This window comes from Ruficoccus sp. ZRK36 (assembly GCF_019603315.1).
Lineage (GTDB): Bacteria > Verrucomicrobiota > Verrucomicrobiia > Opitutales > Cerasicoccaceae > Ruficoccus.
Genome location: NZ_CP080649.1, coordinates 1480037 through 1493768, shown reverse-complemented (window position 1 = coordinate 1493768; position 13732 = coordinate 1480037). Strand labels below are relative to the sequence as shown.

General features: G+C 57.8%; 14 protein-coding genes. 2 read left to right on the top strand and 12 right to left on the bottom strand.

All coding sequences use genetic code 11. The features are described 5' to 3' along the window. Nucleotides 1-73: 73 nt before the first annotated feature. From K0V07_RS06630 to K0V07_RS06615, 4 genes are all read right to left on the bottom strand, one after another. A complete protein-coding gene (locus K0V07_RS06630; protein ID WP_220623753.1) occupies nt 74-1051 on the bottom strand; it encodes an MlaD family protein in 978 nt (325 codons plus the stop codon). 62 nt (nt 1052-1113) lie between these two features. Then, nucleotides 1114-1929, bottom strand: a complete 816-nt coding sequence (locus K0V07_RS06625) for an ATP-binding cassette domain-containing protein (RefSeq protein WP_220623752.1) — start codon at nt 1927-1929, stop codon at nt 1114-1116. Between the two features lies 1 nt (nt 1930). Further along, nucleotides 1931-2686, bottom strand: a complete 756-nt coding sequence (locus K0V07_RS06620; protein WP_220623751.1) for an ABC transporter permease — start codon at nt 2684-2686, stop codon at nt 1931-1933. A gap of 156 nt (nt 2687-2842) precedes the next feature. Further along, nucleotides 2843-4255, bottom strand: coding sequence for a hypothetical protein (locus K0V07_RS06615; protein ID WP_220623750.1), 1413 nt, complete (start codon nt 4253-4255; stop codon nt 2843-2845). 237 nt (nt 4256-4492) lie between these two features. On the opposite strand from K0V07_RS06615, the gene K0V07_RS06610 reads away from it, so the two are divergent. Then, on the top strand, nt 4493-5794 hold the full coding sequence (locus K0V07_RS06610; RefSeq protein ID WP_220623749.1) for a tetratricopeptide repeat protein: 1302 nt from the start codon (nt 4493-4495) through the stop codon (nt 5792-5794). A gap of 34 nt (nt 5795-5828) precedes the next feature. Continuing rightward, a complete protein-coding gene (locus K0V07_RS06605; protein WP_220623748.1) occupies nt 5829-6392 on the top strand; it encodes an RsmD family RNA methyltransferase in 564 nt (187 codons plus the stop codon). 306 nt (nt 6393-6698) lie between these two features. On the opposite strand, the gene K0V07_RS06600 is transcribed toward K0V07_RS06605, so the two are convergent. From K0V07_RS06600 to K0V07_RS06565, 8 genes are all read right to left on the bottom strand, one after another. Then, nucleotides 6699-7487: an RsmE family RNA methyltransferase gene (locus K0V07_RS06600; RefSeq protein WP_220623747.1), complete on the bottom strand. Its 789-nt coding sequence runs from the start codon at nt 7485-7487 to the stop codon at nt 6699-6701. Beyond that, on the bottom strand, nt 7469-8173 hold the full coding sequence (locus K0V07_RS06595; RefSeq protein ID WP_220623746.1) for a hypothetical protein: 705 nt from the start codon (nt 8171-8173) through the stop codon (nt 7469-7471). Before K0V07_RS06595 ends, K0V07_RS06600 begins: the two co-directional genes overlap by 19 nt. Before the next feature lie 36 nt (nt 8174-8209). Next, nucleotides 8210-9205, bottom strand: a complete 996-nt coding sequence (gene gmd / locus K0V07_RS06590; protein WP_220623745.1) for a GDP-mannose 4,6-dehydratase — start codon at nt 9203-9205, stop codon at nt 8210-8212. 29 nt (nt 9206-9234) lie between these two features. Next, nucleotides 9235-10212, bottom strand: a complete 978-nt coding sequence (locus tag K0V07_RS06585) for a GDP-mannose 4,6-dehydratase (RefSeq protein ID WP_220623744.1) — start codon at nt 10210-10212, stop codon at nt 9235-9237. 119 nt (nt 10213-10331) lie between these two features. After that, a complete protein-coding gene (locus tag K0V07_RS06580) occupies nt 10332-11648 on the bottom strand; it encodes a sulfatase (RefSeq protein WP_220623743.1) in 1317 nt (438 codons plus the stop codon). A gap of 122 nt (nt 11649-11770) precedes the next feature. Next, nucleotides 11771-12505: a PEP-CTERM sorting domain-containing protein gene (locus K0V07_RS06575; protein WP_220623742.1), complete on the bottom strand. Its 735-nt coding sequence runs from the start codon at nt 12503-12505 to the stop codon at nt 11771-11773. Nucleotides 12506-12729: 224 nt separating this feature from the next. Continuing rightward, nucleotides 12730-13077, bottom strand: coding sequence for a DUF1573 domain-containing protein (locus K0V07_RS06570; protein ID WP_255568185.1), 348 nt, complete (start codon nt 13075-13077; stop codon nt 12730-12732). Nucleotides 13078-13309: 232 nt separating this feature from the next. Continuing rightward, a complete protein-coding gene (locus K0V07_RS06565) occupies nt 13310-13732 on the bottom strand; it encodes a hypothetical protein (protein WP_220623740.1) in 423 nt (140 codons plus the stop codon).

The following is a 13732-nucleotide window of genomic DNA, read 5'->3' as shown; positions in this document are numbered from 1 at the left end:
GACGGGGTTGGGGAGATTTTCGTTCAAAAAAAACGAACTTTTTTATAAGAAAATCGTAACCCCCTATCAGTCATTAGAATAAGCCATTAGAAAGTGCGCCAGCGGCGGAGCCAACACTACCCCCGCTGAACTGCTCGACGGCGTCATCCACCTCCTTGAGCGTCTCCTGCGTTTGCAGGTAGAGCTCGTCATTGGCGAGGATGCGGCCGAGCGTATTACTGGGGGAGTTCAGCTTGATGGTGAACTCCTCGATATTGTCAAAAGAGGTGCGGACCTTGGCCCCGAGCGTCTCGTCGTAGACCATCGCCCCCAGTGCCGTGTCGGTGGCCTGGAGCTGGAGCAGGAAGGCGTTGGCCTGCTCGGTGGCCGCATTGAGATTCTCCGTCATGGTGATGAGGCGGTCGTAGGCCTCCTCGTCCTCGATAAGCTTACCGAGCGAGCCACGGTAGTTGGCCAGGTCGCCGCTGATCTGCTCCATGTTTGCCATGGTCTTGCTGAGGCGGTCCTTGTTCTCAGAGAGCAGGTGGTTGAGGTTCGCGAAGAGCGAGTCCTCTCCGTTGTCCCCGGCGAAAACGCTCAGCGACTCATGGAGCTGGCTGAAGGCCTGATCCATCTGCTCCCCAAGCTTACCGATCTCGGAGACCACCTGGGCAAAGCCCGGTGTTTCAAACGTCTCAATATCGCTCCCCGTCTCCAGCATCGCCGAGGAATCGCCATAGGTGATGCTGACGTAGTTCGTACCAATGATCCCCGCAGCCTGGATGGTGGCGCGGGAGTTATCCGGGATGGGGTACTTTGAGCGGATGGCCAGCACGGCCACAGCCTTACCGTCGATCAGGTCTGTCTCCAGCACGCTGCCCACGCGGACACCGGACATGCGGACCTCGTCCGAGACTTTCAGCTCACGCAGATCGTTAAAGGCTGCGACGATGCGAAAGCTGTCGTCCGTGCGTACAGCTGGATTCGAAAGGGTCTTATACATGAGCCACAGCATGCCGACGCCGAGGAGGAAAAACAGGCCTACGCGGATGGATTGCGAGCTTTGGTTCATAATAGCTGGTATAAAAGGTTATTGAGAGTGGCTCAAGGCTGTAGAGAGAGCGGCGAAATGAGTTAATACGGGGTCGGGGAACCGGCGGCCTGCCGGAAGCGCGGCTTCTGGCAGTTGATACTGGGTTGGAGAAATTCGCATACGATCGGGTCGGTGGAGGCACAGAGCCCCTCGGGCGTGTCAATCGTCACGACACGGCCTCTTTCCATCAGGGCGACGCGTTCACCGATATTCATGGCCAGATCGCGGTCGTGGGAGACAATGATGCTCGTCAGGTCAAACTCCTCCCTGAGCGTGCCGATGACCTCCGCGATGTTCGCAGCCGAGAGTGGATCGAGCTCCGAGGTGGGCTCATCGTAGAGCAGCAGGCGCGGCTCGATCAGGAGTGAGCGGGCGATGGCCACGCGCTTGCGCATGCCGCCGGAGAGCTCGGAAGGGTACTTGTCCGCGCAGCCTTCGAGATTAAGGATCTGCAGGGTGTAGTGGACCTTGTCCTGGAGCGTCTTACGGTCGTAGAGACGGTGCTCACGCGGGTAAAAGGCGAGGTTGTCGTAGACGGTGAGGGAGTTAAAAAGCCCCCCCGCCTGGAAAACGATCGCGGTGTGCATTCGCACATGCGTCTGCTGCCGAAAGGCCGACTCGCCATTGATCAGGATATCGCCGGAGTCCACGCCTTCGAGGTTCACGATAGCGCGCATCAGCGTGCTCTTACCGGCACCACTGGGCCCCATGAGGACAAAGGTCTCGCCCGGCTCGATGTTGAAGTGCACGTCCTTGAGCACGACCTGGTCGTGAAAGCGTTTGTTGACGTGCTGGATATTCACGCCGACCGCGCGGCGTTCGCCCTCTGCCAGATAGTTGTGTTTCTTGCGGCTCATCTTACATCAGCAGGAGGGTTAAAATAAAGTCCAGCAGCAGGATGATCACCATCGAGGCAACCACCGCCGAGGTCACGGACATACCGATCTCACGCGGCCCGCCCCTGGTCCGCAGACCACGTGTGCAGGCGACGAGGATGACGGCCACCCCAAAGACCATGCCCTTGATCTGGCCGTCGATAATGTCCTGAAAGCTGACTACGTCCTTCAGGTTCGCCCAGTACATCTCCGTGCTCAGGTTGATAAAGGGCACCTTACTCGCGGCCAGTGCGCCCCCGTACCAGCCGACGAAAATCCCGAAGCCGACCATGAGCGGCATCATCACGATGATCGCTACCAGACGCGGCATCACCAGCAGGCGCTCGGGCGGGATATTCATCGTACGCAGCGCGTCCACCTCGTGGTAAACCTTCATGGAGGCAATCTCCGCCGTGGTCGAGGAGCCGACACGCCCGGCCAGAAGCAACGCCGTGATCAGCGGGGCCAGCTCGCGAGACATCCCCTGCCCCGAGATCGACCCCTGGTAAACGTTCATCCCCGGAATATCCTGCAGGCTGTAGCCGGTCTGGAGCGCCAGCACCGCGCCGAGGAAAAACGTCATGATCAGCACCATCGGCATCGTCCGATAACCGATATGGTAGCAATGAAAGACAACCCGGTCGAACTGCCGCGGCACTGTCGGCAGGTAGTAGAGCGAACGCAGGAACACCAGCACGCACTCGCCGACATAATCCAGAAAATTACGGATAGACTGCATAATCAACCGAGGCAGCAGGTGCCCGGGAGCGAAAAGAGGGCGGGTTTCATGGGTAAACGTTGAATCATCGGGTGAGGCGTGACACGGGTTCCTATCGACTGGAAAAAAGCATTATTTACCGTCTTTTACTAGGGTGAGAGCTGATTTTACACGGTTTTATTCAATCGTGAACCACAGGAAGCGGAAAGCATAATCGCCGTCTTTCTTCTCCACTCCCAGCAGGCCACTGAGCAGTTCAAACTTCGCACGACCGGGCCCGACATCGTGCTCCAGCAGCGGGCCCACGGTGAAGTGCGTGCTGTCTTCGGTCTTCGTCTCGTGCACAAAATCCCAGAGCACCCCCTGCTCGGTCACGCCGGTATTGGCATCACGCTCCATCCGGAAAAACGCAAACATCGGCGTGTAGAGCTTTTTCACCGGCTCACTGTTCGGGAAAAAGACCGCAAAGGGGCTGAAAAGCTGGGCCTGGGTACGCCCATGGCCGTCGTCGTACTCGGAGTAGAAGGGCCAGAGGTGAGTCAAGGTCGAGGGCGGGGCTTCCGGGTCGGCCAGGCTGCGCACCTCCTTGTGCCAGTAGAGGATGTACAGAAACTGCGTCCGCTCAAAGGCATACGCATCGTCATGCCCCTCTGAGAGGGCCACCAGCGGCCACATAAACCAGCGGCTCCGGCGGTCATCGGTCTGGTCATCCATGTAAAAGGGCAGCCAACGCTCGGTGGATTCGTCCGGGCCATAGCCCTGCATCCACAGCGGCCAGAAATACCGCGTCTCCCGATAGCCGGTATCGTACTCCTCGCGCCATCCCCCAAAGGGCCAGCCGATGGATACATCCTCAACCTTGCTGGAACGCTCGATCGCGTAAAAGGGCAGAAATCCCTCACGCACACGCGGCACGGGCTGGTCCATCTGATCCACCGAACGGTAAATGAACGGCCAGAAATAATACTGGTGGTCATACTTGCCCTCGGCCGAGAAGTGCCCGCCCAGCGGCCAGAAAGCGCCGCCCTCGGCATTCGGCCCCTCCTGCCACTGCACAAAGGGCCAGGGCGCGCCATAGCGTTCACCCTCGGGCCGGTGCATATTCACATAGAAAGGGAAAAGCACAAAGGACACATCCCCGAAGACCAAGCTGCTGTTGATCGTACCGTAGAGGGGGAAAACCGCGAAAGCGTCGTCGTCCGGGTTAACGGTGTCACGGTCCCGAAAAACCAGCGGAAACACCGAAAAGGTCGTCTCCTCCAGCTCGCCGTCGCGTCGCTCCTCCGTGCCGGAGATCAACCCGAAGAGCCGCCACGTGGTCGAGCGCGGGGTGTCATGCCAGAGGAAGACCGGAGGCAGGAAGTACGAGTCGACGGTCTGCGTCTCGGTATCCGTAAACTTGATGGTGAACGGCCGAAACGCCTCCCAGAGGCGGTCTCCGTGCTGCTGGCTCTCGAAGATCGGCCCCAGCATCTGCACACGTCGTCCATCGTCGGCCGTCTGGCTCTCGCGCCACAGGGGAGCCAGGTTTTCTCCTGCCGCCTCATGCACCAGCAGAGCGGAAGTCCCGATCAGCGTCAGCAATGACACGAGCAGTCGACGCGCTGTATGTATCCTTAAAAACAAGCCCCTACCCTTTCACCCACATCCCGGGCAAAGGCGAGGCTATATTTTCGACACGCGCGGCCCTACTGCTGCCGATCTACCCTCTCACGCCGTACCGCAGCGCCCTTATCCCAAACCTAACGTACCGGCCATTGACAGCCAGCGCCCTCGGACTCCATGATAACTTGTCACAAGACGCCCAACATCATTCCGCCCCATTCCATGAAACGCCTCCTCCTGCCCCTTATCGTAGCCTGCCTGGCATACGCCCCCATCCTTCGCGCCGACAGCGATATAACTTTTTCGGACGAAAAAACAGGCAGCAACAACTACACCGTCGATCGCTATCTATACGATCAGGACGGAGAGTTAACCCTCCAGCCTGTTTCCATCCTCGAATACGCTAAAGCCACTCAGGACTATCAGGCTGCGACACGACTCTATCGACACGGGCGGGGAGACAACAAAGACTGGAAAGACGCCTTCGAGCGCTTTGGACAAGCCGCTGAAGCCGGGCACGCCGAGGCACAGTTTTACCTGGCCCGCATGTATCAGTATGGTCACTACACCTACCAGGACTTTGAGAAAGCCTACCACTGGTACCAGGTAGCCGGTGCCAACGGGTCGTTCCGCGCCTATAACAACCTGGGCTACATGGAAAACACCGGTCAGGGCCGCGAGCCCAACATCGAGCGAGCCATCGAGTATTACCAGAAATCCTCTGACATGGGCTTTTCCATGGCCTCAGGTAATCTCGCCAATATCTACCGCGACGGCGAGATGGGAATCCCCGCTGACATCAACCGCGCCCTCCACTACCAGCGCCTTGCCCTGCTCCAGTGGGATTACTTCTCCAGCGACTACCTCAAGGATTTAGCCAAATGGACCATCTTTGAAAGCGATGAAACCGACCCCGTCGCCATCGAGCAAGCCCTGCGCACGCTCGAACTGCTGGAGGAGACCGGAAACGCAAGCGCAGCCTATCTGCTCGGATATTATTATGACAGGGAAGATGGCGAGTACGCCGAGAAGGAGTCGTTCAAGCATTTCCTGAAATCCGCAGAAGGTGGCATCACCGACGGCATGATCAAGAGCGGCCACAAGCTCTATAACGGCATCGGCACAGAAAAGGACCGGGAAGCCGCACTTTTCTGGTACCGGAAGACTCTCGATCAGGATGAGGACAACAAGTATGCGATTTATATGATGGGGTTATTCTACTACCGCGGAGAGGTCGTCGAAAAAGATTACCCCCAAGCCATTGAGCATTTCCTCCACGCCTTGAAGCTCAAAAACCGTTTCGCCGGAGACTACCTGGCCTGGATGGCCTGGGAGGGAGAGGGATCGGAAGTCGATAAAACACAGGCCTACGCCTACTACCTGCTAGCCGGAGACACACTTGATAAACGGGGCCGCAATAATGCCGAAGAATTACGCGGCGAGCTCCTGCCCGAGCAACTTCAGCAGGCCGAGCAGATCGCCAAAGACTTTCGTGCTCTGCACTGGGGCGAAGAGCAGGATTGAAACCCGCGCTTGAGCTGTCTTTGCTGGTGGGATCATGCGCATCACCGGCGGACAGGCTCGGGGCATCCCCCTCAAAACTCCCAAGCAGGGCGAGATCCGCCCCGCCACCGACTATCTGCGGCAGGCGGTCTTTTCCTCCCTGGCCGCAGAGGTGCCCGACACCCGCGTGCTGGACCTGTTTGCCGGCAGCGGCGCCTACGGGCTGGAGGCTCTCAGCCGCGGAGCCAGCAGCGCGGTCTTTGTCGAAAAAGACCGGCCATGCGTGGCCTGCCTCCAGGCTAACCTCGCCGCGACAACCAAGTCCCTCGGGACCGACAGTAGCGTCGCCCGCATCGACGCCCGCAACGTCCTGCAGTGGACGCCCTCCGAAGCCTTTGACCTGATCTTCGTCGATCCGCCCTATGCCCTGTGGCACGAGCAGACCGCGGCCCTGGCCGGGCTGCTGCGGGCCCTCGCTTCGTTTAACCCCGAGGCTACGTTCATCCTTGAGGCACCCGGTGCCGAGGAGCCGGAGCCGGGCCCGGGCTTCACCCTACGCAAGCGCATCGGTAAAGGCAAAACACAGCCCGCCGCATGGGTCTTTGAATACCGGGCCTAGTGCGTGCAAACGCTCGACGCTTGATCCGATTCAAAGGCTTCGCCCCATCGGTGCGTGACCGCACTCGACACCCATGGGGCTCCGCCCGTGCGTGACCGCACTGGACAATGATGGGGCTCTGCCTCATCGCTCACTGCGTTCGCTGCCCGGTGGGTTGCACAAGTAATAGCAAACGAGGTTCGTTTGAGTAGGCAATAACCGCCTCTGCCCATGCCGCCGCATTGACGGTGGCATCAGTGATCCGTGAGTATCACAGGTGCAGGACCGTGTCCTGCCGGTCAGGGACTGCGTCCTTGTGTCGGCGATTTAAATATCCTCGCTGAGATAGGGCTGATCGAGTGCACCGAGAGTGGCCAGGGCCAGGGTCGCTCCCGCTACCACGGCGGTCTCGGCCCTCAGCACGCGCTCGCCCAAATGCACCAGCTCAAAGTCTGCACTACGCAAGACCTCACGTTCCTGATCCGACCAGCCTCTTTCCGGGCCGATGGCCAGCGCCAGGCAGGGAGTCCGCCCCCCTGCCGAGAATGTCACCGTGGGTTTAATACCCGCCAGCGGCGACGTAGATTCGTAGACATCCAGCGCATAACGCCCACGCACGATTGCCTCCATGCCGTCGATACACTCAGCCAGACCGGTCGCATGGGTCACGTCAGGAATCACTGTGCTAAAGGCCTGTGCAGCACCCTCATGTAGTCGCCGGGTCCACTCGTCAGACTGCCACAGGCGACTTTCCGCATAGGAGGGTTCACCTTTTTGAGCCTGGAAAAAGTGTATGGCCCGCACGCCCAGCGACGCGGCGTCATGCAGGATGCGCCGCGCAGTCTGAGGCCGAGGTAACCCCACTAGCAGCACAAGCGGTTGCGCAACCGGAGCCGAAGGCTCCCACTCGACACTCAGCCAAAGACCATCCTTCCCCTCGTCGGCCAGGATTTTAGCACGACCACGCGGACCATTGGGCAGACCGACAAAAAAGACATCGCCCGGCCCCATCCGGAGGACCTCCCGCACATGGCGCACACGCGGGTCATCCGCGTGTAGATGGGCAGCCTCTTCACGGCTGTGGAGCAGGATCAGGTTCAAAGGATTTTCTCCCATTTCTGCAGTCCCGGAACCTCCAGGACAATGCGGTAAAGGTCGACATCCTTACCGTCTTCAAGCGTTGCCCCATCCTCTCCGACAAACATGCGAAACGGGATCTGCATGGTAGCACCTGGCGGCACAGGCTCTTTCCAGTCGCACAGGTAGCCATCCCCGAGAGAAACCTTAAGAGACGGCCAGGTCGTCTTGTTGCGATTCGTGATAAAAAAGATGCGACCACTCCGGGCAAGCAGTGCGTCGATCCCCGGCTCTGACTCCTCGCCAAGCTCCTCCACGCGGCTTAGCCGCTGAAGCATTTCCTGCTTCCCGATGTTTGCCCGCAGCTTCTGCTCCAAGGGGTCTCGGACAGGCTCAGGCATGAAGGCATAGATAATACCCCCAATCACTCCGGCCAGGATGGCGAGCTGGATACACAGGCCCACCCAGGACTTCGGGCGGCTGAGGTTTTCCCGCTCCTCTGCGGTCATCACCGGATGGGGCTCCAGAATGATCCAGGGCGGGTTTTTGACCTCGCCTTGTTCAGAGTGCAGGAGTTGGACTTGGCTATCCTCATGGGCGGAGGCGTAGTCCGCCGCCTTGGCCAGCGAGACCGCGTCTTCACCGGTTTCACCGTCCACGCTGATCCACCAGGAGTCCTGAGCGGACTCCTCAAGCATCCATAGACGAATCTCCCTTTCGGTCATAGATCACACAGAGAAATCGCAATGATGGGCTCAGGCCTAGGCGCGTTCTTTTTTGAGCAGATCCACATCTGCCTGCACCATCAGCTCAGCCAGCCCCTTCATGCGCGTGCGCGGCTCCCAGCCCAGCTTGGTCTTGGCCTTGGTGTAGTCACCGATGAGCAGGTCCACTTCTGCCGGGCGCAGGAAACGCTTGTCGAACTCCACAAATTCTTTCCAGTCCAGATCCACGCTGTTGAAGGAGGCTTCCAGAAAATCACGGATGCTGTGGGTCTCGTTGGTAGCCACCACATAATCATCCGGCTCGTCCTGCTGCAGCATCAGCCACATGGCCTCGACGTATTCCTTGGCGTAGCCCCAGTCGCGACGCGCATCCAGATTCCCCAGGTAAAGCTTGTCCTGGAGACCGGCTTTGATGCGGGCAACCGCACGGGTAATCTTACGCGTGACAAAGGTCTCACCACGACGCGGGCTCTCGTGATTAAAGAGAATACCGCTGCAGGCGAACAGACCGTAGGACTCGCGGTAATTGATGGTCAGGTAGTGGGCCATGACCTTCGCGCAGGAATAAGGCGAGCGCGGGTAGAGCGGCGTGCGCTCTGTCTGCGGCACTTCCTGGACCTTACCGAACATTTCCGAGGACGATGCCTGGTAGTAGCGCACATGCTTCCCCAGACCGGCCTCACGGATGGCCTCCAAAATGCGGACAGCTCCCGTCCCGACGGCATCAACCGTATACTCGGGGATATCGAAACTGACACGCACATGGCTCTGGGCGGCCAGGTTGTAAATTTCATCCGGCTGCACGTTATAGAGCAGCTTCACCAAGGCGACAGAGTCGGCCAAGTCACCATAATGCAGGAACAAGCGCTTGCCCTCGCCCTCTTCATACGACTGCAGGTGGTCGATACGGCCCCGGTTCATCGAGCTGGAACGACGAACAATCCCGTGGACCTCGTAGCCCTTTTCCAAAAGAAGTTCGGCCAAGTAGGAACCATCCTGTCCCGTAATGCCGGTAATGAGTGCTTTTTTCATATTTTTTTGAAAATCGGGACTTTAGCGTGTTATTTTAGCTTGTCCATGCAATACGCAACCAGCCGCTCCATCATTTCTTCCATGGGGACAGAGTTTTTCCAGCCCAGCAAGCGGCGGGCCTTGGCAGGATTACCGCAAGGGGCGTAGGGCTCGACCGCCGTCACGAGAGACGGATCGTGGCGGACATAGTCGCGCCAGTTTAAATCTACGCATTGAAAGGCTGAATCCACCAGCTCCTCGACGCTGTGCAGGACCCCGGTCGCGAGCACAAAATCATCCACCGGGTCGGCCTGAAGCATCATCCACATGCCGCGCACATAGTCCGGCGCCCATCCCCAGTCACGCTTACCGGCCAGGCTGCCCAGCGTCAGCTCCTTCTGATGCCCAAGCTTGATCTGGGCGACGGCCTGCGCGACCTTCATCGTCACAAAGGTGCTGCGGCGGCGGGGGGACTCGTGGTTATAAAGGATCGCCGCACAGGTAGGCAGCTTATAGGCCGTACGATAGATCCGGCACAGTTCCTGGGAAAGCATCTTAGCCGCCCCGTACGGCGTAGTAGGACGCAAGGGGGTCGCTTCATCCTGTGGTGAGTGAGCCGGTGAGCCAAAAACCTCTGCACTGGAGGCGTAGAGGAACTTCGGAGCATGATCCAGGTCACGAATAATTTCCAACAGCCGCAGCGTTGCCATGCCGATGCTGTCCACCGTCGTCTCCGGCAGTTCCAGGCTCAAACGCGGGCTGGACTGGCCAGCCAGGTGGTAGAACTCATCCGGACGGGCCTTATTAATGATGCGGCGCAGATGGGTAGCATCTTCAAAGGCTCCGTTGTGCAGGTGGAGACGCTTGCCGCAGATAGTGTCATCCCGCACGAGATGGCCGATGTTACTGTTAACCAGCGTATCCGGGCGGTGAACCAGTCCGTGAACCGTGTAACCGTTCTCCAACAGTAACTCGCACAGGTACGATCCGTCCTGTCCAGTGATTCCCGTAATAAAAGCGACCGGCATGTTACTGTTTAGTCAAGACGAGCCTCGGCAAGGGTTTCAACCCCAAAAGACACCCTGCCTCACCCTCACCCAAGGCCATTCAGCCCTAAAAGATGGAGGCCAAAGGCAGAACCAACGCCTCAAGTCTGCAAAAAGGGTCCCGCAGACGGGGTGACAGATTCGGGGGTGTTGACCGTGCTGCCCGGTGGAGCCGGGACCGGCCCGTCCAGCAGCGGATCACTCGTCTGCGTCATCCAGGCCTGCAAACGCTGCATCAGCTCATCACGCACTAGCCGGTACTCGACAGAGTCGGAAACATCATTTGCCTCGTTCGGGTCATTCACAAGATCGTAAAGCTCGACCGCTTTGACGCGCTGCTGCCCCCAGCCATACTCCAGCATGTAGTCCTTACTCGGGGAGTCATCGCAATTCGAGAGCGGGTACTTCGACTCGTAGTGACAGATGAGATTATGCCGAGCCGTCCGGATCGAGCGCATCGGCTCATAGGCAGCATGGAAAGTGACCTCGGAGAAGACCTCACTGCGAACTTCCCCCTGCGTGCCCTCCAGCACGGGCCGCAGCGAGTGCCCCTGGAGGTGCCCCGGAGGCTCAAGCCCCAGCAGATCGCATATCGTCGGGTAGACGTCGAGGTGCGAGGTCAGCGCATTGACCGAGCGACCGGCACAGGGGTTGCCGGGATAGCTCATCATCAGCGTCACCCCTGTCCCGTGCGCGGTCAGGTTGCACTTCATCTTCGGGAAGGCGATACCGTGATCGGTCGTAACGATGATAAGCGAGTCCTTGTCGTGGCCGTGGCTGCGGATCGCTTCAAAGACCTCCCCCATGCAGGCATCGGCGAGATTTACCGTACGGTGGTAGTCCGCCATATCGCTACGGACCGCTTCCACATCGGGGAGAGGCGCTGGAGGCTGAAGGCCATCAGCATCAGAAAAGGCGTCATCACCACGCGCGAATGGCCGATGGGGATAAAAAACGCCATAGGAGAGGAAAAAGGGCCGCTCGTGCGACTGCCCGAGGAAATCTTTCGCTGCCCGCATCCAGGTGCGGTCCATCCCCTCATGGTCTCTCCCGGCACTCTCCGTGCGGACATGCTCGTACGGCATCTGCTCCATGTGATCGTGGAACTCGTGCTGGATGCCGCACAACGCCGTCTCAAAGCCCCGCCCTTTCAGGTAGTGCCCCAGATGGTACTCTGGATGAGTGAAGTTGAAACCGCGGTGGGCCAGCCCGAGCATGCCAGACTCGTGAGGGGTCACCCCCGTCAAGAGTCCCGCTCGGCTGGGCGAGCAAGTCGGCCCACAGCAATAGGCCTGACGAAAAAGAGTCGCCTGCCGGGAAAAGGCCTCCAGATGCGGAGTGGGAATCGCATAACCGTAAGGGGAAATATACCGCCCCATGTCATGCGCGTGGATATAGATGACGTTACGAATAGGCATACAGCAACAGCCCCATCCTGAGCTGAATCCGTGCGACACGCAAAAGTTCTTTTATGGAAGCACCCACAAAAAACGCCCCATCAGTTACGATGAGGCGCTCAAAAGAAAAGGGACAGGATCGACTAGCGGCGACGGCGCACCCAAAGCATCATTGCCAGGGCAAAGGCCCCGCCAAACAGCCCCATCGTGGCCGGCTCGGGAATAACCGATGTCGTTCCTTCGATCGTCGTGGAGTACAAACGCAAGACCTGGTTAGTGCTAACAGCGGCCGTATCGATGTAATAGTAGATGCGATAGGTCACGGTCCCGGTAATCGAGCTGTACTCGGGGTCGAGAGAGGTAGCAGTGACCGTCCCGGAGCGAGTGGCGGTGCTATCCTGAGGTGAAGCCGGAAGGTTGAGCGTAGCATCGCCCACGGTCGTCGCATAATCATCCACACTCGTCCGGATAAACGCATAGACATCCATCGCCTCTGTCGCCGTATAAGCCAGACTCTGGGCAGCAATATTCGCCGAAATATCAGTGACATCAAACTGGTAGTTCTCATCGGCAGTCAGGGAAAACTCGATGTAGGACTCCGCAGCGATAGCCGCATCCTGCTGCTGCGCCACCGTCCATCCCTGATTATACACATTCACCAGATCACTGGAGTCACCACGCGCAAACCAGGTACTGGTGTTGGTCGAATACGTAAAAGGCGAGTTCGCCGGGAGCACACCGTCGTTGATCGTGTACCCGGGGCTCGCAGGCGTTGTGCTCTCCGGTGCCGTCCATGTCGCCAGAGTTGCAGCAGAAGCCGTGGTGGCCAGGGTTAACAGGCTGGCAACCGCGATAGGAAGGGTAAAAAAGGTCTTCATGGGTAAGCTTACGTTGGAAAATTATGTTCTTGGTGCGCAGAGACACCAAAGCCAGTGAGCGCACTAAAAAAACAACCTCACCCTAGATATCCGAAGACAGGACTCAAAAAACTTTTCGTTGAACCTGTTCAACAAAGATTTATCCCGGACCCGCTACCCCTTGAACCACCCATTTGCCCATCGGCATCTTTTTTCGATCGAGATGCTATTCGCCGGATCCGTCGTTACATAGATCTCTTTATTCTCACTGGCGACCCCTGTTCACAGATGAGAATTCTGGGCGTGATGGTCATCAACTTGGGGATATTGGCCTCCAGGACAAGGCGGGTGATCGGGCGCCCAGGCATATCTGTGTTCACCGTCAGCACCTTACGTTGTGGTCCGGTACGGTCACCGAGGGTAAAGATGGCCTTGATCTCGCCGGATTCGCCCGGCTCGTAAGTCTTTTTTTCCAGCTCAGGCACCGTGCAGCCGCAGTTGGAGTGGATATCCAGAATCGTCACCGGCTCATTGCCGGTATTCGTAAAGGCATACACCCCGACAGCCTGCTCCTGCCCCGCCTCCACCGGCACAGTCAAACGCGTATGCTCCCACCGAAGACCAGCGCAAGCGAGCGATGAGAAAAAAAGCACAATTAACGCATGTGCAACAACACACCGACATCTTAACATCACAAAAACGACACTATGATAATCACAAAAACAATCGCCAGCTCCTCAAAGGAAATCCAGCCAGATTCAGTTCGCATCGCAAACAAAATCCTCAGGGGTCGGGGGCACAAGGATTCTGTAATCATCTAAATCATTAATCTTCCCCCTTGGGGGTTCTCACTGATTCAATAAACATTTCCATATCTTCAATACCGTGCATTTCATCTCCCCAAAATCTAACTAACTTTACTACGTGAGGAAGGTCATCTTCCATTGATGACGTTTCTATCGCCAGCATTGGCGTCTCATAACCAAATCCATTTCCAAATATTTTAGCGTAAGCATCAAAACCAATAAACCCGCTACTACTAATATTCGAGATAATTGTTAACCCTTTGTTCTGCCTATCGGACTTAAGACTAAGAACTACCTCCGACTCATGCTCAGATCCACAGTCCGAATATTCGGAATGCAACCAAGCCCTCCAACTTTTATCCTCTGAAAAAACAAATTCGAGAGCACGCGCCCAAAACGCTTTCATAGCATAAAACCTAACTTCATATAAATTAATGTCCAT